Origin of the sequence: Ruegeria sp. HKCCSP351, from assembly GCF_017872535.1 — a bacterium.
In the GTDB taxonomy this organism is placed as follows: Bacteria; Pseudomonadota; Alphaproteobacteria; order Rhodobacterales; family Rhodobacteraceae; genus Ruegeria.
Map to the genome: position 1 here is coordinate 1 of NZ_JAEDOV010000001.1, position 26195 is coordinate 26195.

The 26195-nt window shown below is 56.0% G+C and carries 25 protein-coding genes and 1 pseudogene; 16 read left to right on the forward strand and 10 right to left on the reverse strand.

Annotated elements, in window-relative coordinates; all coding sequences use genetic code 11:
• The first annotated feature begins 377 nt into the window (after nucleotides 1-377).
• Nucleotides 378-1307 carry a methyltransferase domain-containing protein gene (locus I9182_RS00005; protein WP_245222447.1) on the forward strand — a complete coding sequence of 310 codons (930 nt, stop codon included), beginning with the start codon at nucleotides 378-380 and terminating at the stop codon, nucleotides 1305-1307.
• 223 nt (nucleotides 1308-1530) lie between these two features.
• Here I9182_RS00005 and I9182_RS00010 read toward each other — a convergent pair whose 3' ends face one another.
• Together I9182_RS00010 and I9182_RS00015 are read right to left on the reverse strand one after the other, a co-directional pair.
• Nucleotides 1531-2679 (reverse strand): hypothetical protein, encoded by a 1149-nt coding sequence (locus tag I9182_RS00010; RefSeq protein WP_209595703.1) that lies wholly within the window; start codon nucleotides 2677-2679, stop codon nucleotides 1531-1533.
• Between the two features lie 74 nt (nucleotides 2680-2753).
• The gene (locus tag I9182_RS00015; RefSeq protein WP_209504386.1) at nucleotides 2754-3950 is read right to left on the reverse strand and encodes an adenylate/guanylate cyclase domain-containing protein; all 1197 of its coding nucleotides are present in this window, start codon (nucleotides 3948-3950) and stop codon (nucleotides 2754-2756) included.
• Nucleotides 3951-4328: 378 nt separating this feature from the next.
• On the opposite strand from I9182_RS00015, the gene I9182_RS00020 reads away from it, so the two are divergent.
• Nucleotides 4329-4574 (forward strand): type II toxin-antitoxin system ParD family antitoxin, encoded by a 246-nt coding sequence (locus I9182_RS00020; protein WP_209595705.1) that lies wholly within the window; start codon nucleotides 4329-4331, stop codon nucleotides 4572-4574.
• 56 nt (nucleotides 4575-4630) lie between these two features.
• The gene (locus tag I9182_RS00025; RefSeq protein ID WP_348540373.1) at nucleotides 4631-4864 is read left to right on the forward strand and encodes a type II toxin-antitoxin system RelE/ParE family toxin; all 234 of its coding nucleotides are present in this window, start codon (nucleotides 4631-4633) and stop codon (nucleotides 4862-4864) included.
• A 257-nt stretch (nucleotides 4865-5121) separates the two neighbouring features.
• On the opposite strand, the gene I9182_RS00030 is transcribed toward I9182_RS00025, so the two are convergent.
• Both I9182_RS00030 and I9182_RS00035 read right to left on the reverse strand, forming a co-directional pair.
• Nucleotides 5122-5964 carry an SDR family NAD(P)-dependent oxidoreductase gene (locus I9182_RS00030; RefSeq protein WP_209595709.1) on the reverse strand — a complete coding sequence of 281 codons (843 nt, stop codon included), beginning with the start codon at nucleotides 5962-5964 and terminating at the stop codon, nucleotides 5122-5124.
• A gap of 36 nt (nucleotides 5965-6000) precedes the next feature.
• Entirely contained in the window at nucleotides 6001-6813 is an 813-nt protein-coding gene (locus I9182_RS00035) for an SDR family oxidoreductase (RefSeq protein WP_209595711.1), read from the reverse strand.
• A 200-nt stretch (nucleotides 6814-7013) separates the two neighbouring features.
• On the opposite strand from I9182_RS00035, the pseudogene I9182_RS00040 reads away from it, so the two are divergent.
• The 7 genes and pseudogenes from I9182_RS00040 (at nucleotide 7014) to sulP (ending at nucleotide 14433) form a co-directional block, all read left to right on the forward strand.
• Nucleotides 7014-7721, forward strand: a pseudogene (locus I9182_RS00040) (IS6 family transposase).
• Nucleotides 7722-8017: 296 nt separating this feature from the next.
• The gene (locus tag I9182_RS00045) at nucleotides 8018-8488 is read left to right on the forward strand and encodes an Rrf2 family transcriptional regulator (RefSeq protein ID WP_209504381.1); all 471 of its coding nucleotides are present in this window, start codon (nucleotides 8018-8020) and stop codon (nucleotides 8486-8488) included.
• Entirely contained in the window at nucleotides 8485-9150 is a 666-nt protein-coding gene (locus I9182_RS00050) for a Crp/Fnr family transcriptional regulator (RefSeq protein ID WP_209595713.1), read from the forward strand. Before I9182_RS00045 ends, I9182_RS00050 begins: the two co-directional genes overlap by 4 nt.
• A gap of 150 nt (nucleotides 9151-9300) precedes the next feature.
• A complete protein-coding gene (locus I9182_RS00055; RefSeq protein WP_245220422.1) occupies nucleotides 9301-9921 on the forward strand; it encodes a hypothetical protein in 621 nt (206 codons plus the stop codon).
• Nucleotides 9922-10013: 92 nt separating this feature from the next.
• Nucleotides 10014-10898, forward strand: coding sequence for an MBL fold metallo-hydrolase (locus tag I9182_RS00060; RefSeq protein ID WP_209596690.1), 885 nt, complete (start codon nucleotides 10014-10016; stop codon nucleotides 10896-10898).
• 15 nt (nucleotides 10899-10913) lie between these two features.
• Nucleotides 10914-12596 (forward strand): bifunctional protein tyrosine phosphatase family protein/NAD(P)/FAD-dependent oxidoreductase, encoded by a 1683-nt coding sequence (locus I9182_RS00065; RefSeq protein WP_209595715.1) that lies wholly within the window; start codon nucleotides 10914-10916, stop codon nucleotides 12594-12596.
• A 100-nt stretch (nucleotides 12597-12696) separates the two neighbouring features.
• Nucleotides 12697-14433 carry a sulfate permease gene (sulP, locus tag I9182_RS00070; RefSeq protein WP_209595718.1) on the forward strand — a complete coding sequence of 579 codons (1737 nt, stop codon included), beginning with the start codon at nucleotides 12697-12699 and terminating at the stop codon, nucleotides 14431-14433.
• A gap of 133 nt (nucleotides 14434-14566) precedes the next feature.
• Here sulP and I9182_RS00075 read toward each other — a convergent pair whose 3' ends face one another.
• Nucleotides 14567-15472: a LysR substrate-binding domain-containing protein gene (locus I9182_RS00075; RefSeq protein ID WP_209595720.1), complete on the reverse strand. Its 906-nt coding sequence runs from the start codon at nucleotides 15470-15472 to the stop codon at nucleotides 14567-14569.
• A 122-nt stretch (nucleotides 15473-15594) separates the two neighbouring features.
• On the opposite strand from I9182_RS00075, the gene I9182_RS00080 reads away from it, so the two are divergent.
• Nucleotides 15595-16608 (forward strand): D-cysteine desulfhydrase, encoded by a 1014-nt coding sequence (locus tag I9182_RS00080; protein ID WP_209595722.1) that lies wholly within the window; start codon nucleotides 15595-15597, stop codon nucleotides 16606-16608.
• Between the two features lie 3 nt (nucleotides 16609-16611).
• On the forward strand, nucleotides 16612-17319 hold the full coding sequence (locus I9182_RS00085; RefSeq protein WP_209595724.1) for an amino acid racemase: 708 nt from the start codon (nucleotides 16612-16614) through the stop codon (nucleotides 17317-17319).
• Nucleotides 17320-17402: 83 nt separating this feature from the next.
• Here I9182_RS00085 and I9182_RS00090 read toward each other — a convergent pair whose 3' ends face one another.
• The 5 genes from I9182_RS00090 to I9182_RS00110 are packed head-to-tail and all read right to left on the reverse strand — an operon-like array spanning nucleotide 17403 to nucleotide 22202.
• The gene (locus I9182_RS00090; RefSeq protein ID WP_209595726.1) at nucleotides 17403-18881 is read right to left on the reverse strand and encodes an aldehyde dehydrogenase; all 1479 of its coding nucleotides are present in this window, start codon (nucleotides 18879-18881) and stop codon (nucleotides 17403-17405) included.
• Between the two features lie 9 nt (nucleotides 18882-18890).
• Nucleotides 18891-19925, reverse strand: coding sequence for an LLM class flavin-dependent oxidoreductase (locus I9182_RS00095; RefSeq protein ID WP_209595728.1), 1035 nt, complete (start codon nucleotides 19923-19925; stop codon nucleotides 18891-18893).
• Between the two features lie 3 nt (nucleotides 19926-19928).
• Nucleotides 19929-20846 carry a flavin reductase family protein gene (locus I9182_RS00100; RefSeq protein ID WP_209595729.1) on the reverse strand — a complete coding sequence of 306 codons (918 nt, stop codon included), beginning with the start codon at nucleotides 20844-20846 and terminating at the stop codon, nucleotides 19929-19931.
• Nucleotides 20843-21631: an alpha/beta hydrolase gene (locus I9182_RS00105; RefSeq protein ID WP_209595730.1), complete on the reverse strand. Its 789-nt coding sequence runs from the start codon at nucleotides 21629-21631 to the stop codon at nucleotides 20843-20845. Before I9182_RS00105 ends, I9182_RS00100 begins: the two co-directional genes overlap by 4 nt.
• Nucleotides 21603-22202, reverse strand: coding sequence for an amino acid synthesis family protein (locus tag I9182_RS00110; protein WP_209595731.1), 600 nt, complete (start codon nucleotides 22200-22202; stop codon nucleotides 21603-21605). The genes I9182_RS00105 and I9182_RS00110 overlap by 29 nt, the downstream gene beginning before the upstream one ends.
• Nucleotides 22203-22309: 107 nt before the next feature.
• Here I9182_RS00110 and I9182_RS00115 point away from each other — a divergent pair, with 107 nt between their 5' ends.
• From I9182_RS00115 to I9182_RS00130, 4 genes are all read left to right on the forward strand, one after another.
• A complete protein-coding gene (locus I9182_RS00115; RefSeq protein WP_209504370.1) occupies nucleotides 22310-23182 on the forward strand; it encodes a LysR family transcriptional regulator in 873 nt (290 codons plus the stop codon).
• A 79-nt stretch (nucleotides 23183-23261) separates the two neighbouring features.
• Nucleotides 23262-24305: a pyridoxal-phosphate dependent enzyme gene (locus I9182_RS00120; RefSeq protein WP_209504369.1), complete on the forward strand. Its 1044-nt coding sequence runs from the start codon at nucleotides 23262-23264 to the stop codon at nucleotides 24303-24305.
• Complete coding sequence (locus I9182_RS00125; protein ID WP_209595732.1) at nucleotides 24302-25447, forward strand: Xaa-Pro peptidase family protein; 1146 nt, start codon at nucleotides 24302-24304, stop codon at nucleotides 25445-25447. Before I9182_RS00120 ends, I9182_RS00125 begins: the two co-directional genes overlap by 4 nt.
• On the forward strand, nucleotides 25444-26151 hold the full coding sequence (locus I9182_RS00130; protein WP_209504367.1) for an aspartate/glutamate racemase family protein: 708 nt from the start codon (nucleotides 25444-25446) through the stop codon (nucleotides 26149-26151). The genes I9182_RS00125 and I9182_RS00130 overlap by 4 nt, the downstream gene beginning before the upstream one ends.
• The last annotated feature ends 44 nt before the right edge of the window (nucleotides 26152-26195 follow it).

A 26195-nucleotide genomic window follows, 5' to 3' on the forward strand; every position in this document is an offset into this window, starting at 1 on the left:
AACGGAAAGTGGCCTAAACGAGCACTTGGGGCGGCACAAAAATGGGACAGGTCCAATCGCGATAAGGTTCAGTCCCATGCCAATGGCAGCCTGGCTTGCTGATCCGTTAAGGATCACCAGTGTCACCAAGTACAGTTCCATGAAATCAAGTTGAACTTCCATACGCTTCCCGACCCTGCTTGGCTATCACCTTAGGTGCCGGAAGCTACGGAAGCACGAGATTCTTCTGAGTCCTGTTTTGGCTACAGGAGCAATAGAAATCGCACGTGATCATTTGAAGCGGACATTGAATCACAAACAACCAAAATCCGCTTGTCCCGCCCTGCAGCCATCCGAACGCCTTGCAGCTAAGGTCGTGAGCGAGCCCACTTTGACGAATGCTGCGTGGCGGCGAATGTCGTCTTCAGGGAACACTCGTTGACGATCAGTCTACTCAGAGTGTTCACTACATCAAAGATTTGCAGGAGAGTGGGATGCGAGAATCTGAACAATCCGACACCTTCGCTGCGTTGGAGAAACGCGAGTGGGCTAAAACAAACGTAGCGAAATCCTATGCGCAAGTATTTGCGAAAGCTGCAGATATGGTGGTGCCCACCTTGGTAAAGGCGGTTGAAGCCCGTTCAGGTACCGAAGCACTCGACCTGTGCTGTGGTCACGGGAATGTAACCGAAGGTCTCATCAAAGCTGGTGCCAGTGTAACGGGACTGGATTTCTCGTCTTCTATGCTGGAGATGGCCCGGTCGTCAGTTCCGGAGGCCAAATTCGTTGAAGGAGACGCGATGGCGTTGGACTTCGACGATGGCACTTTTGACATCGTGACAATTGGGTTTGGAATACCGCATGTCCCTGATCCGCCGAGAGTATTTACTGAAGCCCGCCGCGTGCTTCGTCCAGGAGGACGCCTTGCGTTTTCGGTTTGGTGTGGTCCGGAAGTGGATACGGCACTTGGATATGTCTTCGGTGCAATCGGCAAATACGGAGCCCCGGACATTGTATTGCCGCCAGGACCCGGAGCAAATGATTATGCTGATCCGGAAAACGCCTTTCCAGCACTTCTGAAAGCAGGATTCGCCAATTTTCACCAATCTATAGTCGCTTCGGAATGGGTGGTTAGTGACCCCGGTGCACCGTTTGATTTCTTCTTAGAGGGCACGGCACGGGGCGGCGCATTATTGCGCCCTCAGCCGCCGGACAATGCGGAAGCGATCAGGAAGGCGGTTGTATCCCAAGTCTTAGAAAGACATGGTTCAGGTCCCGAATGGGAAGTGCCAATACCTGCGGTGGTAACCGCGGCGAAAGCGGTTTAGGAACGTCGGGTTGGTACAGCGACGTTGTTCAAAGCTGACGTTAATTCTCTTGCAACGAGCGGCAGAAATGTCCGCTCACCGCCAATTCACGCGCGACCAGGTGAACGGCCCCTATCTCGAAGGGCGGCCATTCAAGCCTGGCGCAGCGAAGGTTCCGAGAGAGCCCTAAGCAGAACGTTAGATTTTCTCAGTGTGCCACGCTGCAACAGATACGCTGCCGAATTCAGCGTAAACTGGAGTAGTAACAATCAGCGTTGAAACCTGTTATTTTGCTGATCGTTTCGAGACGGCCCTTTGATCTGTAAGCTGACGTTGTTATTATACCGTAGCCATATTCCCGTTTTAAGATGATCGGTAAGCCAACGGCGAACTGATGCATGTGGGGGATTTCTGCGCTTGGGTCCTTGATTGCATTTTTCGGAGATTTTTGCAGGGCGCGCTCGCGAAAATCAGAGTAACTCTGCCCACCAATCACCGTTTGATTGGCTAGGTTCTGAAGCCTTGGACCAAGTTTGGCGTCCTTGAAAAAGTCGGTACCGAAACTTCTGGCAACTAGCGCGTAACCAAAGGCGCTTTCTGCTCCCAGAGTGTGATACCAATAGCCGCGGTAGCCGCGAAATGAGTTTTCTTTCAGCATGCCCTGGGCATCTATCTTTTTGATGAAAGAGGAGCGGCGCTTGCGTATTTCGCTTTTGGCGAGCCATGCATCACGTTTCCACCTAGCGTAGGCAAGCACGCCCAAACCATAGTCTCCAAATTCATACAATCCGTCACTTTGCGCGCCGTTTGACGCCAGTGGGGAAAGGAATTTCTTGTAGATCTTGTCAAAGTACGTATCCAGTATTCGTTTCTGGTCTGGTGTCGCGTATTCCTCAAGCACAATGGCCGAATACAACATTGCAACGCCAGTATAGCCAGTGTGTTGCACAACATGCAGTGGACATGGTTGGTCGCTTCGGCCACCTTTCCAGCACTCCACTTTCTTTGCGCTATTATATGATGGGGCATTCAGCAGGGCGTTCGCTTTCCCAAGATTGACCAGAGTGCCCAAGATTTTTTTGCTGGCCGCGGCGTCACCTTTTGCCGCCGCGCCATATGAAACTTCTAAGAGCTTTGTCCACCTTTTGGAGAAGGCATCGTGGTTGACGTTCAGAGAATTGGTGCTCGTCATGCTCGCTGAACTTAGTGCTGAAATCATCTTAAGGTCACTGTTCAGGCGAGATGAAGAAAAAAACTTCGAGCATGCAGAGCCTTGCAGGCGTTCAGCAAAGAAGTCCGTTGGGAACGTCACGTTTTGCGCACTTGCCGACGTCGCAATGATCGACGACACTAAAAAAACGGATAAGATCCAATGTCTAAAGAATATTTGCATTTTGCTTCTTCAGGTTCCCCGTATTCAGAGAATTGGAATGTAATGATATTTACAACGTCAAAGGCCCGCTTTTTTCAGTTAGTACTATCCACGCGCTCAACTTCTAAAATATACCCTCGTGATGATCCGGTGCCGTTTGCATCGTCCCAATACGGTGAAGGCTGATGAACGTAATTGTGGAACCGAACGACGTCCGAGTTCCCGCCATGATTGTTTGGCTGGCCTTCTGACCAGTTCGAAAACGTAACCGGTTCGCCGCTGACCAGCGCCCACCCACCGTCTGGCTCAATAGCACCTTCCTCCTGATATGTGCCGATCCAAGGTCCGAAAGCTTGCCCATCCTGATGCATATCCCACAAGCGCTCATCGTTCTTAATGAGTTCGAAAACAAAACTGTTCTCAGCTTCGGATGTAATGGAAGCTAAATAGCCACCCCTCTCTTTGGCATCTGCAACAGCTGACTGCCAGGAACTGCCCCATGTCAAAATTGCATAATAGGAATGTTCATTCCATTCGCCTGATGCAACTACGTCAGACATCTGAGGCAGTGGAGGTGCATCCAGGTTGCTTTCAGACGTCCACGGCGGCGATCCACCAGAAAGCGTTGTAGTGCTGTCACGAGCAGTAAGAACATACACAAGACCCAAGCAGGCGGCAGCGAAAAAGGCACCTCCCGCGGCCAGAATGCGCAGCTTATTTTCTTTACGCACACTGACATCTTGGACGCCTTCAACGTTGTAAGCGCGCACCGGACGATCAATGTTCCTTAATCGCTTGGTTCCCATGGCACGGAATCCAAGGGATAGCTTGCCTTGTATCTGGTCGTGTACCTCGCCAGACAAGCAGATTCCACCAGGTTCAGCGAGGCTTTCTAGTCGAGCGGCCACATTTACGCTGTCACCTAAAAGATCACCATCTTGAAGGATCACGTCTCCGACATTTATCCCGATGCGAAACTGAACTTGAGAAGACGACGGAACCGAGAGGTTGCGTGTCCGTATTGCTTCCTGAATTTCAACGGCACATCGCACCGCTTCGACAGAGCTCGCAAATTCAGCAATAATGCTGTCACCTGCGGTGTTGGCAATCCGACCACCAAAATTCTCAATAAGCGCATCAGTCACTGATCGATGCTCTAAGAGCATTTTAGCAGTGCCTTCTTCATCGATGCTGGTAAGACGACTATATCCGGCAACGTCGGCAGCCAGTATCGCTGCAAGACGTCTTGCAATCTTGTTAGAACTCGCTTGCGTTTCGTTATCTTGCGGCAAAATTCATCATCTTCTGATGCAATGGTAAGAGTGTTACGTTCGCGACTAACGCTTACCAAAAAATACCGAGACCAAATCGAAAATCTAGCGCTTTCTCATTTCCAACTCCCGCGGTTTTCCAATGATCAGGCGTTCGTGTAGCTTATTTGCTTCGAGGTGAGTGCCAGCTACATCCGCAGACCACCAGCTCGCCGTACGCTCAATTTTGCCACTGCAGCGAAAGTCTGGTCTGGTGAAGCTATGCCGCAGCGCTTGACCGATCCTCCGATCCGCCGCATGCCTCCCCATCGTCAGTTCGATGACGTGCCACTGTACCACGTATCCGGAGATATTAAAAAAATACCGAATATTGGTATATGTGATATCTAGGAGGCAAACATGGCAAAGAACACTCCGATGTCCCTTGGGGACCATTTTGCCGGTTTCATCGACACTCAGGTCAGCAACGGACGCTACGGCTCGGCAAGCGATGTCGTACGGGCAGGCCTAAGGCTTCTCGAGGAGCATGAAGCCAGAGTCCAGGCGCTGAAGGACGCATTGATCGCTGGTGAAAACTCGGGTGAACCACGTGCCTTTGACCGCGAGGCGTTTCAGGAACGCATGCGCCAGAAGAACAGCACCTGATATCTCAAAAATATGTGCTTTCACCGATGGCGGAAGCTGATCTCGAAGGGATTTGAATTTACACGGCGCAAGAATGGTCACGCGAACAAGCCGAGATGTATACCAACGACATCATCGACGCGTTTGAAGATATCGCGGCGGGGAAGAAGGCGGGCAGACCATCTTTAGTCCGCGAGGGATATCTCAAGACATCGATCGGCAGGCATGCGATTTACTATCAAATTCGAGGCGAGTTGATCGCGATCATCAGAATACTGCATCAAAGTATGGATGTGGAACAGCACTTGTAGTCTCGGCGAATGGCAGAAATGCGGGCTGCACACACAGCATTTGATCGCATTGTCCAAGGTATCCTTCGAGCCGGAGCGAAGGCCGGATTTGACTATGGCCAATTTAATGCTGCGAAGCCGAGAACGACGACATTGAGCCCAAAGTCTCAGATGCCGCGCTTCGTACGAATGTTTGCTAGGTATTTCGACGAGGTGTAAGCCCTGTGATTTGGATAGCAGTTTCGTTGGCTCCATTTACGGCCGCACTTTTGGAGCGGCTATTCCGAGACCTCGTGGGTGGCAAAGGCATCCGCATAGTCAGGATGCCAGCGCGACAGCGCGGGCCGGTTATGGACAATATCACCCAGGGCCCATTCGACGCGTTTCCTGTCGCGGGCTTCTGAGACATCGTTGTCGGGGCAGAGAATATAGAAATCTCCGTTCGACATGCGCTTCAGCAGATAGTCGATGGCCTCGACGCTTGACCATGCCGCCGCGGGCTTTTCGGGCATGAACTTCTGGGTCATGCCCGTATAGGTAAAGCCGGGCACAAACAAATGGACGCTGATTTCGGCACCCGCCTCGCGCAGCTCGTGGGCCAGCATCTCGGTCATGACCTTCACAGCGGCCTTGCTGGTGTTATAGGCGGCGTTACCGGGTGGCGTGGTGATCCCCTGTTTCGAGCCTGTGTTGATAACCACGGCAGGGCGTGCTGCGGCGATCATCCGCGGCAGGAAGGCGTGCACTCCGTTCATGACGCCAAACAGATTGACCTCTATCAGTTTCCGCCAGTTCTCACTGTTTTCCCAACTGCCGGTCGGCAGCGCAATCCCGGCATTGTTCATCAAAACAGCCACCTCTCCGAGTTCAAAGACCTGATCGGCGAGATCCGTCATGGCTGCGGCGTTGGTCACGTCCGCGGGGATCGCCCGAACCGTCTGGGACGTATCCGCCAGTTCGATCAAATCCGCCTCGGCCTTGTCCAGCGCCTCTCCCGGAAGATCGACCAGCACAACACCCAGACCCGCCTGCAGGAACCGTTTGGCCGCAGCGAGACCCACGCCGCTTGCCGCCCCGGTGACAACGGCCAGGCCGCCTTTTTCGACTGCTTTTTGGTACATGTTTTTTCCTCTCATGATGACGGGTCACGTCGTGTTTCAGGGCGCCATCTTTTGTTTAATGCCCCCGATGAACACCGCATCGTCCTGTTGTTTGCGGGCATCCAGCAAAGCCTCGGCATCAGGTCCTGCGCGATACCGTAAACGGTCGCTGCTATCGTTGGCCGCGTCCCAAATCACCTCAGCAACCGTCTCCGGCGCAGAAGGGTTCGATGCGAGTCTGCCGAACAGGCGCCCCATGGCTTCGGCCATCGGCGTGTAGCCTGACAGATTTTCATCCATCGCAAAATCGAACGAGCTGCCGCCGAAATTCGTCTGGATCATGCCAGGCTGAACAATACGCACCCGTATGCCCAACGGTTCCAACTCGTAGTGCAGGGCTTCGGACAGACCTTCCACCGCAAACTTGGTGCCGTGATAAAGCGCGCCCAGTGGGAAGGTGATCTGCCCACCGATGGACGAGATATTGATCACCGTGCCGGAACGGTTTTGACGAAAGTGCGGAAGCACCGCTTTGGTCACCTCTATCAAGCCGATAACGTTGGTGTCGAACTGGCGTCGGATGCGGTCCATCGTAAAGGCTTCGAGCGCGCCATAGGCCCCATAGCCTGCATTGTTCAGCAAAACGTCGATCTGTCCAAAGCGATCGATGCCCTCTGCCACGGCCGTCGCGATTGATTTGGCATCCGTCACGTCCAGCCGCGCCAGGTGGACGTTCTCCAAATTGGCAAGATCCAAGCCGCTGGCAGGGGTCCGCATCGTGGCAACGACGTTCCATCCCCTGGCCTGAAAATACCCGGCCGTTGCCGCGCCGATACCGGACGACGCGCCGGTAATTAGAATGGTCTTCATATCATCGATCCCCTGGTGCCTATAAGCACAATACTCAAGAAATCTGCGTGACTCTTTTTCTATACTCCAAAATTTTTGCACAATTCTCTGGAAACGGAATTTTTTTAAGAATTAAGTCTGCGTCCATGCAAAAGGAGGGCAAAGGCCTTATCAGAAGAACTTTGCTTGAGCGGGGCAGGGCGGTTGCGCAGCTTTTGCCCATGACCAATCCTGCCTCTTTCAAGTATTTCAAATCCAGTCCCGAGATCATCCGCCTCGCAGTGATGCTGTAAATCCGTTTCCCGCTCTCGCTTCGGAATGTCGAAGACATGTTGCACGAGCGAGGCATCGACGTGAGCCACGAAACTGTCCGGTATTGGTGGAACAGGTTTGGCCCAGTGTTTGCTGCTGAAATTCGAAGAATGCGTGTTCAGCAATTGAGAGCATACTGCAAATGGAAGTGGCGCGTAGACGAAGTTTTCGTGAAGGTGAATGGCAAGCGGCATTACCTTTGGCGGGCTGTGGATCATGACGGCGAGGTGCCGGAGGCCGTTGTTGCCAAACGCAGAAACAAAGCTGCAGCACTGAAATTCCTCAAGAAATTGATGAAGCGACATGGTAAGGCGGAAACCGTCGCCACGGGTCGCTTCGCATCGTACCGGGCCGCTCTCAGAAAGCTTGGCTCTACCGAAAAACAAAGGACGGGTAGGTGGCTCAACAACCGCGTCGAGAACTCGCACCTGCCTTTCCGACGAAGAGAACGCGCGATGCAGCGTTTCAGGCGCATGCAAAGTTTGCAGAAGTTCGCCGCCGTCCACGCGTCCGTCTACAACCACTTCAACCAGGAAAGATCGCTAGCCAGCCGAGACAACTTCAAGTTGACACGCACCGCCGCTCTCGCCGAGTGGCGTCAGCTTTGTTCTGGATAGGTTCGTGGTTTCTGCGGCAAACTGAGAATGGTTCGAATTCGTCTGACAGCACCGCCACTCACACCGTCTTTGTTCAGCGTTTTTTGCAGAGAGTCGAACTGCCGCGCCGGCCGGACGCCAACAGCTTCCGGATCAAAAATGCCGTGATGTTCGTTGCGTCCCAGTCAGCCACCCAGTCGCTGCGCAGGTTCGGTAAGTTGGTCTGACTTCACATTCAGCGAACCACGTGGTCCGTGAAAACACACAGAAATTGCAAATAAGTTATATTGCGCCTACAGCTTTTGCCGGAGGCACGTATGAAACTGACATCCTATTCCAACTATGCGCTGCGGTCTTTGCAACTGGCTGCGCTCAAGGCCCCGGATCGCATTCGCGTTGACGATGTCGTGCGGGTGCATGGCCTTGCCCGGCCGCATATCGTAAAAATCGTGCACGAGTTGGGTCGGGCCGGGTATCTGGAAACAGCACGCGGCAGAGGCGGTGGTTTCTGGTTGGCGAAACCGGCGGAACAGATCAAAATCGGCGATGTAATTCGCCTGACCGAAGGGCCCCTGGATGTGGTCGAATGCTTTAACCCTGAAAAAAACACCTGCCCTCTGATCGGAATATGTAAACTGTCTCAAGCGATCCAAAAGGCAACAGGGGCATTCATGGCTGTGCTTGATGATCTGACGCTGGCTGACATCGCCTCAAACAGAAACGAGTTGTTGAACCGTATCGCGCCGATTGAAGAGGGCATCGTGGCACCCATGCGCAACGCAAGATGACAATTTTGGACTGGACTGAGCGATTTCACGGGACAAGTCGCCTTCCGAAAGCTGTGCGGGATAGGTTACGTACGGCGGCCCGTATCGTGCGGTGCCCTAAAGGTGGCCAGGTTTTCGGACCCGACAACGTCCCCGACAGCCTGTTGTTCCTGTATGACGGACGGATACGCGTTTCTCAAAGTTCGGATTCGGGCCGCGAGATCGTGCTCTATCGGGTCGAGGCGGGGGAAAGCTGTGTGCTGACGACGGCTTGCATGCTGGCAGAAGAAGCATATAACGCTGAAGGTATTGCCGAAACCGACGTAACGGCGGTGACCTTGCCGAAACATGCCTTCGATCGACTGGTCTCGGAAGAAGACGCATTTCGCGAGTTTGTGTTTGAGGCCTACTCGCGCCGGCTGATTGATCTGTTGCGGGTGGTGGATGACGTGGCATTCGGGCACTTGGATATTCGCCTTGCTGAACGTCTTCTGGTTCTGGCCGGGGGGCGGGAATACATTCAGGCAACGCATCAGCAACTCGCCAGCGAACTGGGCACCGCGCGTGAAGTTGTTTCGCGGATATTACAGGACTTTCAAAAGCGCGAGATGATTACACAATCGCGGGGGCGCATTGCGATAACCGACAAGGCGGCTTTGAAACAGTTGGCGCAAAGCACCTGACCATTTCGGGAAATTTTCCGGTTTCGTGACTTTGTCACTGAAGTCGGGGTTTCAAAGTTATATTTACTCCTCAACTTTTCATGCCGCCACGGTGAATGCAGGTCTCACGCGAAGGCCGGATGTGGGCTGGCAGAAACGGAGGAGGCGAAGATGAAGGACCGCAATCCCGCCCGGACGTTCGGCGGCATCGCCATTGCGTTGCTTGTTGCTGCTTTGGTCGGCGCGGCTGGCAGTTACATCTTTCTGATGTCCGGGCACGGGCATCGCCAGGGCATGGCCGGTGAACGGGCAGAGCATCGTCATGGTGCAGACGGGCAAGGCCACGACGAGGTCAACATGCCGGGGCTGCGGGGCGAGAACGCGACGCCCGAGGAAAGCGCCGAGCTGGCTGTGATGTTCCGCAATTTCGATACGATCACGCGCGAGGTTGAAAACCTTCCCAATGGAATTCGCACTGTCACAAGATCTTCCGACCCGGATGTCATGGATGCTCTGGTCTCCCATGTTGCCGGGATGATCGATCGGGTGGGCCGCAAGGATGATCCGATGATCATCATTCAGAGCCCGACCCTCGACATATTTTTTAAAAATGGCGACAAGATCACGTCGGATATCGAAGTGACCTCTGAAGGGATCGTAGTGGTGCAAACATCCGACGATCCGGAAATAGCCAAAGCCATGCATATCCATGCGGCCGAAGTGAGCGCGATGGCGGATCGCGGCATGGACGCCGTCCACGAAATGATGATGACACGCGGCGGAAACGGGTAACGGATCCGCGCCAGTTAGGAGGCAAGATCATGAATGATCAGAAGTCAATCGAGATACACAACCAAAAGATGGCCGACGCGATAGCGACGCCGATTGGAAGCTACCCAGTGGATCTGAGCGTGAAACCCGATGTTCAGGGTTTTTACGACGAGGCGACGGCGACGATCAGTTATATCGTTGCGGACCCGACCTCGATTTCCTGTGCGATTATCGACAGTGTCATGGACATCGATTATGCCGCTGGCCGCATAACGTTTGGCCATGCCGACATGCTGATTGCCGAGGTTGAGAAGAGGGGCCTCAAGCTGGAATGGATCATTGAGACCCACGCCCATGCCGACCACCTGTCAGCCGCGCCTTACATCCAGCAAAAGCTGGGCGGCAAGATCGGCATCGGTGAAAACATCAAGATCGTGCAAGACGTGTTTGGCAAGATCTTCAATGAAGGCACCGAATTTCAGCGGGACGGCAGCCAGTTTGACGCCCTGTTCGTCGATGGCATGACCTACAAGATCGGCAACATGACCGCCTTTACCATGCATACGCCGGGCCACACACCCGCCTGCATGGTGCATGTTGTCGGGGATGCAGCCTTTGTGGGCGACACGTTGTTCATGCCTGACGGTGGCTCGGCGCGGGCCGATTTCCCCGGTGGTGACGCGGGGACATTATTTGACTCGATCCACAAAGTGCTCAGCCTGCCGGACGAAACCCGGCTGTTCATGTGTCACGATTATGGTCCCAACGGGCGTGACATCCAGTGGGAAACCACGGTAGCCGAGGAGAAGGCCCACAACATTCACGTGGGCGGTGGCAAGACTAGGGACGAGTTCATCAAAATGCGGTCCGAGCGCGACGCGACGCTGGCGATGCCGACGCTGATCGTACCTTCGATTCAGGTCAACATCCGGGCGGGCGGCATTCCAACGGACCAGGATGGGAACCAGATGCTCAAAGTTCCAGTCAACAAGCTCTGAACGCAAGAGGCACTCATGGACATCAGAAAGATATCAGGCGCAGTTTCGGTGTCGCCGCAGGTTACGCCAAATGACATCGAGGCGATAAAAGGCGCGGGCTTTCGTGCCATCATTTGCAACCGCCCCGATGGCGAAGGTGCCGATCAACCGACTTTCGAGGAAATCGAGGCAGCAGCGGAAAAACTGGGTCTCGAGGTGCGCTATGTTCCGGTGCAAACCGGGATCGTCAGGGATGCCGACGCCGAGGCCTTTGGCAGTGCACTGACCGAGTTGCCGGGTCCGGTTCTAGCATATTGCCGGACCGGCACGCGCTCGGCCACTTTGTGGTCGCTGAACGAGGCGGCGCACAAGCGTCCGGTGTCCGAGATTCTGTCAGCCACCAAGGTCGCCGGTTATGACATGAGCGGCGTTGCCCGCCGTATTGCCAATGGTGGGAAAACGCCGACCGACACAGGCGACGCATCCTTTGACGTGGTTATCGTGGGCGGTGGGGCAGGCGGTATCGCCACTGCGGCCAGCCTGCACGCGCGCAAATCCGACCTGTCCATTGCCATAATTGATCCGTCTGACGTACATTATTATCAGCCCGGCTGGACTTTGGTGGGCGGGGGTGTCTTCTCAGCAGAACAGACCGCCAAGACGATGGGGTCGCTGATCCCGCGCGGGGTGAAGTGGATCAAGGCGGCAGTTGCGGCCTTCGAGCCGCAGAACAATGCCGTTATTCTTGATGGCTGTCGCGTGGTGAAATACGACCGTCTTGTCGTGTCTCCGGGGCTCAAGCTGGACTGGGGCGCGGTCGAAGGGCTGGAAGAAACCTTGGGCCGCAACGGGGTGACTTCGAACTACCGTTATGATCTGGCGCCCTACACATGGCAGCTTGTCGAAGGGCTTAAGGAAGGCCGGGCGCTGTTCACACAGCCGCCAATGCCGATCAAATGCGCGGGTGCGCCACAAAAAGCGTTGTACCTGTCGGGCGATGCGTGGTTCCGGCGAGGCGTTCTGAAGGATATCGACATCCAGTTCATGAACGCGGGCGGCGTGCTGTTCGGGGTCAAGGACTATGTCCCGGCGCTAATGGAATATGTCACAAAATACGACGCCTCGTTGAATTTTTTTCACAATCTGGTGTCGGTAGATGGGACGGCAAAAAAAGCGACCTTTAAGGTTGCAGTACCCGACACCGAGCCCGAGTTGGTCACAGTCGAGTTTGACATGATGCATGTCTGCCCACCACAGGTCGCGCCGGACTTTATTCGCGTGTCGCCGCTGGCGGATGCGGCGGGCTGGGTCGATGTTGATCAGGCGACGCTGCGCCACAAGAGCTTCGACAATATCTGGTCGCTGGGCGACGTGATGAACGCGCCCAACGCCAAAACCGCTGCGGCGGCGCGTAAACAGGCACCGACCGTGGCCGATAATATCGTGGCAGACATTCAGGGCCGCGGCCCAGTTGCCGCCTATGACGGCTACGGTTCGTGCCCGTTGACGGTCGAGCGCGGCAAGATCGTTCTGGCCGAGTTTGCCTATGGTGGGGTGATGACACCCAGCTTCCCGAAACTCCTGATCGACGGAACCCAACCCAGCCGGTTGGCGTGGCTGTTGAAAGAGAAGCTGCTGCCACCGATTTACTGGTCCGCGATGCTGAAGGGCAAAGAGTGGTTGGCCAAGCCCGAACCACTGAAGGTGGCGACCGATTAACTCCTTTCGAAACTGACACCGGAAGAACCGGTGTCAGTTCTGGCCTGTCCCGCCGCCGCCAAATGTGCAACGGGCCGCCGCTTTTTCAGGACGTGAACCTATGCAGAGCCTTTTACGTTTCCTTCCAATTCTGGACTGGGGTCGCCAGTATAGCCGTGCGTCGCTCTCGAATGATCTGATCGCCGCTGTGATCGTCACGATAATGCTGATCCCACAGTCCTTGGCCTATGCCTTGCTGGCAGGGCTGCCGCCCGAGGCCGGGATCTATGCTTCGATATTGCCGATAATCCTTTATGCGGTTTTTGGCACCAGTCGGGCGTTAGCGGTGGGGCCTGTCGCGGTAGTGTCACTGCTGACAGCCAGCGCTGTGGGGCAGGTGGCCGAGCAGGGCACAGCTGGATACATGGTGGCGGCACTGACGCTGGCTTTCCTGTCGGGTGGGTTTCTGGTGTTGTTGGGCGTTTTTCGACTGGGCTTTCTGGCCAATTTCCTCAGCCATCCTGTCATCGCAGGCTTCATTACCGCATCGGGTCTCCTGATCGCGACCAGCCAGTTGAAGCATATTCTGGGTGTCGACGCCCATGGGCATACCCTGCCGGGGATGTTAGGTTCAATCTTCGAAAACCTCGGGCAAATCAGTTGGCTGACGGTAATCATCGGCGTGCTGGCCACTGCGTTTCTGTTCTGGGTGCGCAAGAACCTCAAGCCCGCGTTGCGGCGCATGGGGGTGCCGCCCCTGCTGGCTGACGTGCTGACCAAGGCCGGACCAGTGGCTGCCGTGGTGGTGACCACAGTGGTCGTCTGGGGGTTCGGGCTGGATGTGCGGGGCGTCAAGATTGTTGGCGACGTGCCCCAGAACCTTCCGCCGCTGACTTTGCCGGGGCTGTCCTCGGACCTCATCGGTGCATTGCTGGTGCCAGCGATCCTGATCTCGATCATCGGTTTTGTCGAAAGCATCTCGGTTGCGCAGACGCTGGCTGCCAAGAAACGCCAGCGCGTGGACCCCGATCAGGAGTTGATCGGTCTGGGTGCAGCAAACCTGGGCGCGGCGTTTACCGGCGGCTTTCCGGTCACCGGCGGGTTCTCACGCTCGGTGGTGAACTTCGATGCGGGGGCGGAAACTCCAGCGGCAGGCATTTACACCGCTGGTGGTTTGGCGATTGCTGCACTGTTCCTGACACCTCTGGTGTACTTTTTGCCCAAGGCCACGCTGGCCGCGACGATCATTGTTGCGGTGCTGAGCCTCGTGGACCTGTCGATCCTGAAAAAGACATGGGGATATTCGCGCGCCGATTTTACCGCCGTAGCCGCCACCATCGTTCTGACTTTGCTGGCCGGGGTCGAAACTGGCGTGGCCAGCGGCGTGGCAATTTCGATCCTTCTGCATCTCTACAAAACCTCGCGCCCGCATGTGGCCGAGGTCGGGCTTGTGCCGGGTACGCAACACTTCCGCAACATCAATCGCCACAAGGTCGCCACCGAGCCGTCACTGGTGACGCTGCGGGTGGATGAAAGCCTGTATTTCGTGAACGCCCGTTTCCTCGAAGACCTGATCCAGGCGCGAGTGACCGAAGGCTGCGAAATCCGCAACGTGGTTTTGATGTTCTCGGCGGTGAACGAGGTCGACTTTTCAGCCCTCGAAAGCCTTGAGGCCATTAACCATCGCCTGCGTGACATGGGCGTTGGTCTGCACCTGTCCGAAGTCAAAGGCCCCGTCATGGACCGTCTGAAACAGTCGCATTTCCTCGACGACCTCAACGGGCAAATCTTTCTGGCTCAGTACGACGCATGGCAGCGGTTGACCGCACCGGACAGAGTAACAGCAGCGGCAGAGTAACCGGAGACGCATTCAGGTCAGAGTCCCGCGGGAAGTGCCGATGCGGGTTTAACACTCGGGTTCAACTTGAATGGGTAGGATGCGGTGGGTGGCACTTATCCACGTTCAGGAAGGGATTTGCTACGACGTCAGATCAATAATGCAACGTAGCGAAATCGAGCGGAAGCGCATCAAAGCTTTGCCAGATTTGCTCACAATACTCGGACTGAGCAACCGCAAAACGAACCATCCTGATTGTCAGTTCCTGTGAAGGAAGCGTGCTGTCAGCGCGTTGAAGCTGACCTGTTGCCAGGGACGCAGCAACCAGAGAATGAGGTAACCAGGCAACGCCAATTCCATTCATGGCATATTGTTGCATCGCAAGTGTCAGGGCTGTTTCAGCTCTGGTCACAAGTGTGGTTTCCTTTGGTAATCGCGGCGCGATTTTCCGAGCGAAAACTTGACCCAGAAACACATCGGGCGGATAGCCTATGACCGGAAGTGCCGCACTGGTGATTTTGTTGCGAACAGAGGGCGCGCAAACGGGAATCAAAGTGTCCGTGCCAAGTGTTTTGGCTTCGAATGCGTCACCAATACTGCTTATTTCGTCGCCCGGAACCGAATACATGATCGCGAAATCGACCTGTTTTGAGATCAGGTTCAAAAGACATTCGTCCTGGTTCCCCGATCGCACGTGAATTGAGATATCGTCATTCTCGGTCAGCGTTTGCACGATCCTTGGCGAAATCGTGGTCGTCAAAGCATGTTGGCACACAAACGACAGTGACTTCCCGGTTTGGTCATTCGCTGTCTTCAGCACATGTCGCAGTTTGTGCAGCCGCGTACTAAGCTCTCTCAGTTCGGGCTCCAATGACTGAATGCCAGGCATAAGTGATACGGGCTTGCGGCGGCGGTCAAACAGGGTGGCTCCGACGCTGTTTTCGATAAGCCGTATCCGCCGGGTGAAGGCCGATTGAGTGAGAAGCCGCTTTTCAGCGGCTCGTGTCAACGAACCGCCATCCAAAACAGCCAAAATGTCATCGATCCATTCCAAGCGCATGGGGTTTAAATAGACCAAGGATATCTAATATGCAATTCATGCAAGTTATGAGTTGAATTTCGAATTAGATACGCGGTTCAAGCGATGATAAATTGCCGAAAGTCAATGTTAGGAGCCTCCACATGCATCTCGCCCGCTTTCCCCGTGTGCACCTTGCCCATCTGCCGACGCCGTTGGAGCCGATGAAGCGACTGTCCAAGGAGCTGGGGGTGGAAATCTGGATCAAACGCGATGACTGCACCGGTATGTCGACCGGTGGCAACAAGACCCGAAAGCTGGAATTCCTGATGGCCGAAGCCGAGGCGCAGGGCGCGGATATGGTCATGACGCAAGGGGCGACACAAACCAACCACGGCCGACAGACAGCCGCTTTTGCGGCCAAGCTGGGATTTGATTGCCATATCCTGCTGGAAGATCGCACCGGTTATCAGGACGGAAACTACAACACCAACGGCAATGTCCTGTTGGATCACCTGCACGGTGCAACCACCGAAAAATTTCCCGGCGGGCATGACATGCCGGCCGAGATGGAAAAAGCAGCAGAGAAGAAAAGGGCAGAAGGACGCAACGTCTACGTCATCCCCGGCGGTGGATCAAACCCGACAGGTGCCCTTGGCTATGTGAACGCAGCTTTTGAGCTTTTGGGTCAAGCCAACGACCGTGGTTTGAGAATTGACCGGCTGGTGCACGCGACCGGCTCTTCGGGAACGCAGGCGGGGCTGGTGACCGGCATGTGCGCCATGAACGCGAAGGTGCCGGTTCTGGGGATCGGGACCAGGGCGCCCCAGCCTAAACAGGAACAAATGGTTTACGATCTAGCCTGCAAAACAGCCGAGAAGCTGGGATGCGCAGGCGTCGTGAACCGCGAAGACGTGATGGCCAATACCGACTATGTCGGGCAGGGTTATGGCCTGCCAACCGAAAGTGGTATCGAGGCAATCCGAATGTTTGCCGAGCTGGAGGGAATACTTTTGGATCCCTGCTATTCGGCAAAAGGTGCGGCAGGTCTTATTGATCTTGCACGCAAAGGCGAGTTCCAGGACCAGCGTGTCGTATTCCTGCACACCGGCGGTGCAGCGGCCCTGGGAGGGTATGACTTTGTATTTGATCATCAGAACCGCTGGGTCAATATCTGACCAATGACGCGGGCCCCGATCGGTATTCTTGGTGGCATGGGTCCCGAGGCGACCATCCTCCTCCAGCGCAAGTTGGTGGAGGCAGTGCCGGCAAGCGATGATCGTGACCATATCCCGTTGTTGATCGATATGAACCCGCAGGTGCCGTCTCGTATTGTTCACCTGATTGACGGAACGGGCGAGGATCCGGGGCCTGTGCTTGCTGCGATGGCACGTCGTCTTCAAGCTGCCGGGGCTGTGGCATTGGCTATGCCGTGCAACACCGCACATTACTATGCTGCTGCGATTACGGATGCCGCGACTATTCCCTTGTTGAACATGGTGGAATTGGCAGTGGATCGTGCCGCCCAGATGATCGGACCGGGTGGGTGTGTCGGGATGCTGGCGTCGCCCGCGCTGCGGCGCGTAGGTCTTTTCGACACTGCGTTCCAGGCGCGGGGAATGTCAGTTGTCTGGCCAGCAGATGAGGGCAAGATGCTTGCGGCCATCCGCAGGATCAAGGCCGGTGACTCTTACAATGAGGCACGCCAAACTCTGAATACAGTATCTGCGGAACTGATTGGTGCCGGGGCAGTTATGCAACTTATCGCGTGTTCAGAGTTTTCGATAATCGCCGACAGTGTCGCCGCGGACGTAATTGCCGTCGATACGATTGACCTGTTGGTTGATGCAATCATCGCGTTTTCCCAAGCAAATCGCACCCACCCTTGATCTGGCTGAAAGTGGGGCAAGTGAAAAGGCTGGAAGACAGCGGTTCTGTGCAGTTGCGATCGTTGATCGTCTTGCAGATCACCTCAGCGCATAACAAAGGGGTTCGACATCGGTTTTTCCGATGTATTCAGCCAAACGGTCTTGGTCCGCGTGTAGTCGTGAATGGCCTCTAATCCCGCTTCCCTGCCATAACCGGATTGGTTGAAGCCGCCAAAGGGCGCGATGGGTGAGACGGCGCGGTAGGTGTTGATCCAGCAGATGCCCGATTGCAGGCGGGATGAAACACGGTGAGCACGGGCGACATTTTCGGTGAAGATACCCGAACCAAGCCCGAATGGCGTGTCATTGGCCAGGTTGATTGCCTCTTCTTCAGTGTCGAAGGGCAGCAAGGACATGACGGGACCGAACATTTCGACCTTCAGGGTCTCTGTCTCGGCACTGATGCATTCCACCAGCGTTGGGGCCATGAAATGACCAGACCGATCCAGTGGCGCGCCTCCGAAACGAATACGGGCGCCCTGTTCCTTGGCCTTGGCCAGCGTCGCCTGAATTCTGACAATCTGGGCGTTTGTGCACAGCGGGCCAATATGAGTTTCAGGTTCCAATGGATCGCCGATGACAATGCCCGACATCTTTTCTTCGATTTTGGCGATAAGAGATTCCATAATTGGACGATGGATCAGCCCGCGTGATCCTGCGACGCAGCTTTGACCTGAAGCACCGAAATTGCCCGCGATCAGGCCGTTGGCGGCGCCATCCAGATTGGCATCATCGAAAACTATGATCGGGGATTTTCCACCCAACTCCAATGTGGTTACGGCAAAGTTCTCAGCCGAGTTGCGCACCACATGGCGCGCCGTTTCCGGGCCGCCAGTGAACGCGATCCGGTCCACGTCAGGATGCCGGGTGAGAGGGATCGCACAGTTTCCTGCGTCCCCGGTAATGACGGAGACGACGCCGGGTGGGAAACCCGCTTTGTCGATCAAGCGGGCGAACTCCAGCATTGGGGCGGGCGCAATCTCTGACGCCTTCAGCACAACCGAGCACCCCGCGGCAAGAGCTGGCCCAAGCTTGGTAGCTGTCAAAAACATCTGCGCGTTCCAGGGGACAATTGCGACCACCACGCCAATGGGCTCGCGCCGCGTAAAGACATGCATGTCTGGTTTGTCGATCGGCAGAACCGCGCCTTCGATTTTGTCCGCCAGCCCCGCATAGTAGCGATAATAATCGCCGACATATGCCGTTTGGGTCGCGGTTTCCGCCAGCAGCTTGCCACTGTCCTTTGTCTCGATCTCGCCAAGGCGTTCTGCGTTCTGTTCGATCAGTTCTGCAAGGCGGAATAACAGTTTGCCACGTGCGGTTTGCGTCATGTCCCGCCACGCCGGATCATCAAGTGACCGGCGCGCTGCAGAAACGGCGTGCTCTACGTCTTCGGGTGCCGCGCAGGCGAAACTGGCCCATTCCTCACCCGTTGCCGGATTCAACGAGGCCATCACTTGCCCACGTGCGCCTTCGGTCCAAGTGCCGTCGATAAATAGCTGGTAATGTGGCTTCTGGTGCATTGCGGCCCCTCACTGAAACTTTGGCATTACATCGTCGATGAACCGGGCAAGCGATGCGCGTTTGCGTTCGAAGCTCATGCCGCTGTCAATCCAAAACGAGTATTCATCATATCCAAGGTCTTCATAGCGTTTCAGACGCTCTGTCACTCCGTCCGCCGTGCCGATTGTCAGATCACGCGCCAGATTTTCGGGTGTCATCATTGCGTTGGCCGCCATTTCTTCTTCGGTCAGCGCCTGAATCAATCCCTGTCGGACTGGTCGCTTGTTTTGGAACCACGCGCCGAAATAGTTATAAAACCGGGACAAATCCCGCGCTGCCTGATCCAGTTCAGCGTCATCGCGCCCGACATAGGTGTGGTGAAGCAGCATGATCTTGGGGCGCGCTCCATCGTGATTGGCGCAGGCGGTCTCAAAACGGGTCATCAGTGTTTCGATTTCTTCGATGCCTTGCCAGAGCGGGGTGACCTGAATGTTGAATCCGTTCTGAACGCCGAACTCGTGGCTGTTCGGATCCCGCGCGGCAATCCAGATGGGCGGGCCGCCGGGTTGAACCGGCTTTGGGGCCGAACTGGTGGCGGGAAACTGAAAGAACTCACCGTCATGCGCGCAGTCGCCTTCCCACAATTTGGGCAGCAGAGGAGCGATCTCTCGCATTCGCTGACCGGCGGTCCATGCGTCCAGACCGGGCATAAGCCGCTCATATTCATAAGAGTAGGCCCCGCGCGCTATGCCCAGCTCGATCCGGCCGCCGGTCATGAGATCCGCTGCGGCTGTCTCGCCCGCCAGTTTGATCGGATGCCAGAACGGCGCGATTACAGTGCCGGTGCCAAGGCGCACGTTTTTGGTATGATGCGCGATGTCCACCAGCGACATCAGAGGGTTGGGTGCGATGGTGAAATCCATCCCGTGATGTTCACCAGTCCAGACCGCACGCATTCCTGCCTGATCCGCCATTTTGCACAGCTCGATGAACTCTTCATGCAGTTTCTCATGCGACTGTTCGGGGCCCAGCCGTTCCATATGGGCAAAAAGGGAAAACTCCATTCTTCAGGTCCTTTCCGACAGGCTGTGCACATCGCCCCGCTGGGCGTCACCCAGATAAAGCGAGAAATTGCGTGTTCGGCTTTCCAGCGCAAAACGAGCCATCATGGTCGCGATGGGTGCTGACGCGTAAGGCAGGGTCGCCAGGTCTTTGATTGCGATTGCCTGTAGCGTGCCATGCCGGGGCAGGGCGGGCGCAGACGCAAGAATGTAAACATGATGCGTGGTGGCATCGTCATAGACGGAATACGCGACGCCAAGGCGCGCATTGATACCCCTGGCCGTCAGGTTCTGCACAAGGCTGTTTCGCAGGTTCTGCCGATCTGACAGCGAAACTTGCGGCGGGAGGAAACCGGCATCTGTTTTCTCCAGCAAGATGTGCCCGTTCTGTTCGATGATTGCGCCGCAGACCACATTTCGCCCGGACGGTTCCAGCGCGCCACGTTCCAGCCCGAGGCTGAAATACTGCCCGTTCGCATAGCCGAGGCCGGGGGCATCGTCCTGAGAATACGTTTCGACTTGTCCGATCAAAACGCAATGGTCCCCGGCTTCGATAATTTGATGGGTTCGGCAGGAAAACATTGCGACTGCCCCTCTGATCAAAGGGATGCCATGCGTATCCAAGCAGTGATCGACTTTGGCAAATCGATCACCTTTGAACCCGGCAAACGTATTGGATACATCTTCCTGCCCCTCGGCCAGAATGTTCACCGCGAAACGGGCGCAGGTTGCAAATTCGTGATATGAAGACAGGTTTTTTCCCGGGCAGACCAAAAGCAGCGGCGGGTCGAGAGAAACCGAAGTGAAGGAATTGGCCGTAAAGCCGAGTGGAGTACCTGCGTCATCGCGCGTCGTCACAACCGTCACACCGGTCATGAAGCGTCCAAAAGCACGACGAAGGTCACGAGGATCAAGAGCGGTCATGGGCGCAGCTCATTCAGAAAGCTGGAAATGGCGGCGTTGACCTGATCTGCATGCGTCATCGGCATCATATGTGCAGCGCCTTCAATGATTTGCGCGCGTCCGCTCATCGCGGTGTCCGCCATGACACGTGACATCTCCGGGGTCGAATTGGGCTCAAGACTGCCGGTTAGAAAAAGCGCCGGGCAGCTTAGCTTCTCCAACGTATCGCGTCGGGGGCATCGGCTGTGGGCGATGACGGAATAGGCCGATTTGTACGCAGCCGGGTCCATGGCCGTCAGCCATCTACGGCAGGCATCGCGCTCGGCCGAGGCGACGTCTCCGAACCATCGATGCAATGTGCTGGTGGGATCAGCGATCGACTTGCCATCCAGCTGCGCCGCACGGTCGCGCACGGCCTGTGCCGCATTCGCGTCTCTCTCGAAAACCGCGTTCAATGCGACGACCCCACAAACCCGGTCTGACGTTTTGGCGGCAAGATCCAGCGCGATCATGGCCCCCATCGAATGGCCGGCCAAAACGACCGGACCACTCAGGCAGTCCAGAACACCCCGTGCCGCTTCGGTGTACGCCGAAAGCCTGATGCTCAGGTCAGTTAATGGGCTGTCTCCATGACCGGGCATGTCCGGGGCGGTCAGGCAACCCTCGGAAGCCAGCCCGTCCAATTGTGCGCCCCAGGCTTCAGCCCGCAAGCCAACACCATGCAACAGAATGATATTCTGTCCCGAACCAGTCTGGATGGCCGCCAGCCCACCGATCTCAGACCGCGGCCGGGTTGTCCAGGTCATGGCCCAAATCCTTGAGATCCTGATAACGGTCACCGATACGGTGGTGCGGTCTGCCCGAGGTTGCTGCGCCCAATACGACCACAACTTCGTCATCGCGCGGTGCGTCAGAAATCGAGAACTGAATTGTCAGGTAGTGCGACCGCCGCCCAGCATCGTTTTTATCCATCAACGGCACCATGATCGGCGCGTTTGCCGGACCACGTGTGTTGGTGAACGCCAGATAGGATTTCGCGCCGACGGCCTCACGGTAGTGATTGCCAAAGCGCAACGTGTGAATAAGACCCGAAGCGTGCTCGACCTCACCATTCAGCCCGACCATAGCGGCTTTGCCATAGGCTTCGATTGCCTCACCACTCCCGGCCAGTTTGATCATGCGTTTCGTCATCATCTCGCCCAGAACAGGGCCGTAGGCTTGAATTTCGGGTTTAAGGTCTTCCACAAACCGGCCCGCCCAAGGGTTGTGAACCACTGCGGCCACGGCAAACATGCGCCACGGGGTCTTGGCGGCTCGGAAGCCCTCGACAAGGACCTCCTCATCGTAGGTGACGATCTTGCGTATTTCCGGTTGCATGAAAATTCTCCTGTCGCGCTCGCAAACGTTAAAAACGGACGGGGTTTTTGACAAATGATTGAATTATGTGCTTTGCCATTAAAAAGACTAATGGATAGCTTGATCAAATGGGCAAATCTCTTCCACCGCTGACATGGATCCGATCCTTCGAAGCAGCAGCACGAACCCTTAGCTTTACGGCGGCTGCCGAAGAGATTGGGTTGACGCAATCGGCGGTCAGTCAACAGGTGAAATCGCTTGAGATGCGTTTGGGAACAGCCCTTTTTGTGCGGCGCCCCAGAAGCTTGGCGCTGACGGATGCGGGGCGCAAACTATTGCCCGAGGTTGGCAGCGCGCTTGAAGCGCTTGCCGCGGCTGCCGGGCGCGTGGACGCCAGCGCGTCCGGAGACATCTTGACCGTCGCAACGTCTGTTAGCATCGCCCAGTGGGTTATTGCCCCATATCTGTCAGATTTTACCAGACGCCATCCTGAAGTTCGCGTTCGGCTTCTCAGTGCGATCTGGCCCGACGATTTCCACGCATCCCACGCTGATGTTCAGGTTCGGTTCGGGTCAAAGAAACAGGTGGGGCAGGGCGCGGTGCGCCTGATGCCTGATCGGCTGGTTCCCGTGAAATCCCCGACGGTCGCGGGAGATGTGTTTGACCTGCCTCTGATCGAGGCTGTCGGGACATCAAGCGGATGGGGCACGTGGTTTGAAAAACAGGGCTTACGCCGCCAACCTGGCGTTTTTGTCGATACATTTGGGATGGCTCTGCAACTGGCCGTTCATGGCAGCGGTGTCGCTTTGGTCAGCGAATTACTGACGACCCACGCGATTGCCGCTGGTCTGGTCGAACGCGCGCATGCGTGTTCGGTTGACAGCAACGAAGGGTACTACCTTTCGTCCAACGCCGCCAACCCGGCTGCCCGTTTGTTTCACGACTGGCTGGTGGCGTTGGTTGCAGAACAAGCCCCAAAGGTCGCCGACGTCTCTGACTGACGTCAGACATTGGCAGACATTGGTTGACAGGGCTCCACCGATGGGATCACGTCAACGGGCCTAAACTCAGGGGAGAAGTATGCAGGTCATCACCAATCCACATCGCGCGGGCCAAAAGCTTGCACCATCTGCACCCTATCCTTCGACCGATGCAGCCCGGGTTGCGGATTTGCTTGCTCAGTGTCCTGTCGCGAAAGAAACACCGATGGTGGATGCCGGGAAACTTGCCCCTGTATCCCAGCTTTGGGTGAAGGATGAACGGGCGCGTATGAACCTTGGTTCGTTCAAAGCTTTAGGTGCAGCATACGTAATTGCGCGTCATGCGGCCGAGCGGTCAAGCGAACCGGATGAACAAACACTGGCTGGCACAACCTATGTGACCGCCAGCGCGGGAAACCACGGCATGAGTGTTGCGGCGGGTGCCAGAATTTTCGGCGCGAAGGCTGTCGTCTACATTTCTGAAACGGTGCCCGAAACCTTTGCGGAACGTCTGAAAGGCCAAAAAGCCGAGGTTGTTCGAAGTGGTGCTGACTATGCTGCCAGTATGGAGGCAGCGAGAACGGCTGCTGACGAAAACGGATGGATATTGCTGTCGGACAGTTCGTGGGATGGATATTTTGACCTGCCATGGACTCTCATGGAAGGGTATTTGCAAATGGCGGCAGAGGCTGTCAGGCAGTGCCCCAAGGTTCCGACGCATATTCTGTTGCAGGCAGGCGTGGGTGGTTTGGCTGGAGCTGTTGCGGCTTATGCGCGAAAAACCTGGGGCGACGCACCGAAGATCGTTGTGGTTGAACCCGAAGCGGCACCTGCGTTGCAGGCCAGCATAGCTGCCGGAGAATGTGTTTTCGCGGATGGCCCGGACAGCATCATGGGGCGTCTGGATTGCAAGGAACCGTCGTTGATCGCGTTAAACGGATTGGCCCGCGATGCAGACCTGTTCCTGACCCTTTCAGATGACGATGTGGCAGCAAAGCTTGACGCGATGGCTAAGATCGGGCTGGCCACCACGGCATCCGGTGGGGCAGGCCTTGCGGCGGTGATGAACGAAACCGCACGGAATGCCATGGGGATCGCCGAACACTCACGCGTGTTATGCTTTCTGTCGGAGATCGCGGAATGAGAGGGTTCGATCAGGCAGAGTTCGAGGTGCGCACCAAACGCGCGCAGGAGCTGATGCGAGCCGCGGATTTGTCGGCGCTGCTGCTGACGACGGAAACTGACGTACGTTATTTTACCGGCTATCTGACCCGATTTTGGGAAAGCCCAACCCGACCATGGTTTCTGGTTGTGCCGGTCACGGGCAAACCGGTGGCTGTGATCCCTTCGATCGGAGCCGCGCTCATGGGACAGACCTGGATTGATGACATCCGAACCTGGAGCGCGCCCGATTTGCAGGACGACGGTATCTCGCTTCTGGCCGATGTCCTGGCCGAACTGACGCCGGTTTCGGGCAATGTCGGTATGCCGGACGGACATGAGACACATGTGCGGATGCCCATGGCGGACATTGAACACTTGCGCGGCGCTCTCGGTGCGCGTCGCATCACCGGAGATCAGGGTATCTTGCGCCGGTTGCGCATGATCAAATCCGAGGCTGAAATTGCCAAGATCCAAACAGCCTGTGATATTGCCGGACGCGCCTTCGTCCGTGTGCCCGAGATGGCCCGCGCCGGGGTGCCTCTGGACACGGTTTTTCGCCGCTTCCAGATGCTCTGCCTTGAGGAAGGGGCCGATTGGGTGCCGTATCTTGCAGGCGGGGCAGAGCAGGGTGGCTACAGTGATGTAATATCACCTGCAACTTCGGTACTGTTGGAAACTGGCGACGTGCTTATGCTGGATACAGGGCTGGTTTGGGATGGGTATTTCAGTGATTTTGATCGCAATTGGTCTGTAGGCCCTGCCCGGCCCGAGGTGAGATCAGCGCACGCCCGACTGGTAGAAGCCTCAGATGCCGCGTTCGAGATCGCCCGACCCGGTGCAACTGCCTCGGATTTGTTTCATGCCATGAACACGGTACTTACCAAAGACGCCGAAGGCACAGATGCAGGGCGGTTGGGTCATGGGTTGGGGATGTCACTTACAGAGTGGCCATCCCTTATTCCGGCAGACCAGACCGTGCTGGAACCCGGCATGGTTTTGACGTTGGAACCGGGCATTGCCGTTGGTACAAAAATACTTGTCCATGAAGAAAACATTGTCATCACCGAAGGTGCCCCACGTTTTCTAAGCCCACGCATCGGGCCGGAGGTGATCGCAATATGACCCGGATCCATTACGCCCTTGATGAAGACGATCCCGAGGCCAGCCCGCTTGGTCTGATCGTGTTGCAGACCGATGAAACGTTGGAGCCTGAGTTCAGCTCGTATTTTTCGGACCGCAAATATCCAATCTACGTGACGCGTATTCCCAGCGGGATCGAGGTGACGACTGAAAGCCTTGCGGAAATGGAGCGGGCACTGCCAGCTGCCGCCGGATTGCTGCCCAGTGCGCGATCTTATCGCGTTGTCGGGTATGGGTGCACGTCTGCAAGCTCGGTTATCGGGTCCGACCGTGTGGCAGAACTTGTCAAGCAGACCTGTCAGGCTGCCGAGGTTACAAACCCTTTGCGTGCTGCTTTGGCCTGTGCGCGACACTTGGATGTTTCGAAATTCGCGCTGCTGTCGCCCTATATTGAAGAAGTAAACCTACCCCTGCGCCGGGCATTTGCCCAAGGCGGAGTGGAGATGGATGTTTTTGGGACATTCGGGGAATCAGAAGAGGCCAAAGTTGTTCGGATTTCGGTGCAATCCGTCATCGACGCCGCCACGAAACTGGGCTCGGACCCGTCGGTTGATGCGGTTTTTCTGAGTTGCACAAACCTTCGCACGCAAAAGGCTATTCCCGAGATACGCGCACGGATTGGCAAGCCAGTTTTGTCGAGTAATCAAAGTCTTGCGTGGCATATGCGTGTTCTGAACGAGACCTGATGAGATATTATGTCCGGATATTGTACAACAAAACCGGAATTCAT

What these genes read in the sequence shown, in the direction of transcription:
- I9182_RS00125 (WP_209595732.1), top strand. Translation starts at nt 24,302, where the DNA reads ATGAGAGGGTTCGATCAGGCAGAGTTCGAGGTGCGCACCAAACGCGCG.
- I9182_RS00090 (WP_209595726.1), bottom strand. Translation starts at nt 18,881, where the DNA reads ATGCACCAGAAGCCACATTACCAGCTATTTATCGACGGCACTTGGACC.
- I9182_RS00030 (WP_209595709.1), bottom strand. Translation starts at nt 5,964, where the DNA reads ATGTACCAAAAAGCAGTCGAAAAAGGCGGCCTGGCCGTTGTCACCGGG.
- I9182_RS00085 (WP_209595724.1), top strand. Translation starts at nt 16,612, where the DNA reads ATGACGCGGGCCCCGATCGGTATTCTTGGTGGCATGGGTCCCGAGGCG.
- I9182_RS00130 (WP_209504367.1), top strand. Translation starts at nt 25,444, where the DNA reads ATGACCCGGATCCATTACGCCCTTGATGAAGACGATCCCGAGGCCAGC.
- sulP (WP_209595718.1), top strand. Translation starts at nt 12,697, where the DNA reads ATGCAGAGCCTTTTACGTTTCCTTCCAATTCTGGACTGGGGTCGCCAG.
- I9182_RS00110 (WP_209595731.1), bottom strand. Translation starts at nt 22,202, where the DNA reads ATGCAACCGGAAATACGCAAGATCGTCACCTACGATGAGGAGGTCCTT.
- I9182_RS00065 (WP_209595715.1), top strand. Translation starts at nt 10,914, where the DNA reads ATGGACATCAGAAAGATATCAGGCGCAGTTTCGGTGTCGCCGCAGGTT.
- I9182_RS00050 (WP_209595713.1), top strand. Translation starts at nt 8,485, where the DNA reads ATGACAATTTTGGACTGGACTGAGCGATTTCACGGGACAAGTCGCCTT.
- I9182_RS00080 (WP_209595722.1), top strand. Translation starts at nt 15,595, where the DNA reads ATGCATCTCGCCCGCTTTCCCCGTGTGCACCTTGCCCATCTGCCGACG.
- I9182_RS00075 (WP_209595720.1), bottom strand. Translation starts at nt 15,472, where the DNA reads ATGCGCTTGGAATGGATCGATGACATTTTGGCTGTTTTGGATGGCGGT.
- I9182_RS00005 (WP_245222447.1), top strand. Translation starts at nt 378, where the DNA reads ATGCTGCGTGGCGGCGAATGTCGTCTTCAGGGAACACTCGTTGACGAT.
- I9182_RS00010 (WP_209595703.1), bottom strand. Translation starts at nt 2,679, where the DNA reads ATGCAAATATTCTTTAGACATTGGATCTTATCCGTTTTTTTAGTGTCG.
- I9182_RS00020 (WP_209595705.1), top strand. Translation starts at nt 4,329, where the DNA reads ATGGCAAAGAACACTCCGATGTCCCTTGGGGACCATTTTGCCGGTTTC.
- I9182_RS00105 (WP_209595730.1), bottom strand. Translation starts at nt 21,631, where the DNA reads ATGACCTGGACAACCCGGCCGCGGTCTGAGATCGGTGGGCTGGCGGCC.
- I9182_RS00045 (WP_209504381.1), top strand. Translation starts at nt 8,018, where the DNA reads ATGAAACTGACATCCTATTCCAACTATGCGCTGCGGTCTTTGCAACTG.
- I9182_RS00115 (WP_209504370.1), top strand. Translation starts at nt 22,310, where the DNA reads ATGGGCAAATCTCTTCCACCGCTGACATGGATCCGATCCTTCGAAGCA.
- I9182_RS00100 (WP_209595729.1), bottom strand. Translation starts at nt 20,846, where the DNA reads ATGACCGCTCTTGATCCTCGTGACCTTCGTCGTGCTTTTGGACGCTTC.
- I9182_RS00120 (WP_209504369.1), top strand. Translation starts at nt 23,262, where the DNA reads ATGCAGGTCATCACCAATCCACATCGCGCGGGCCAAAAGCTTGCACCA.
- I9182_RS00035 (WP_209595711.1), bottom strand. Translation starts at nt 6,813, where the DNA reads ATGAAGACCATTCTAATTACCGGCGCGTCGTCCGGTATCGGCGCGGCA.
- I9182_RS00055 (WP_245220422.1), top strand. Translation starts at nt 9,301, where the DNA reads ATGAAGGACCGCAATCCCGCCCGGACGTTCGGCGGCATCGCCATTGCG.
- I9182_RS00095 (WP_209595728.1), bottom strand. Translation starts at nt 19,925, where the DNA reads ATGGAGTTTTCCCTTTTTGCCCATATGGAACGGCTGGGCCCCGAACAG.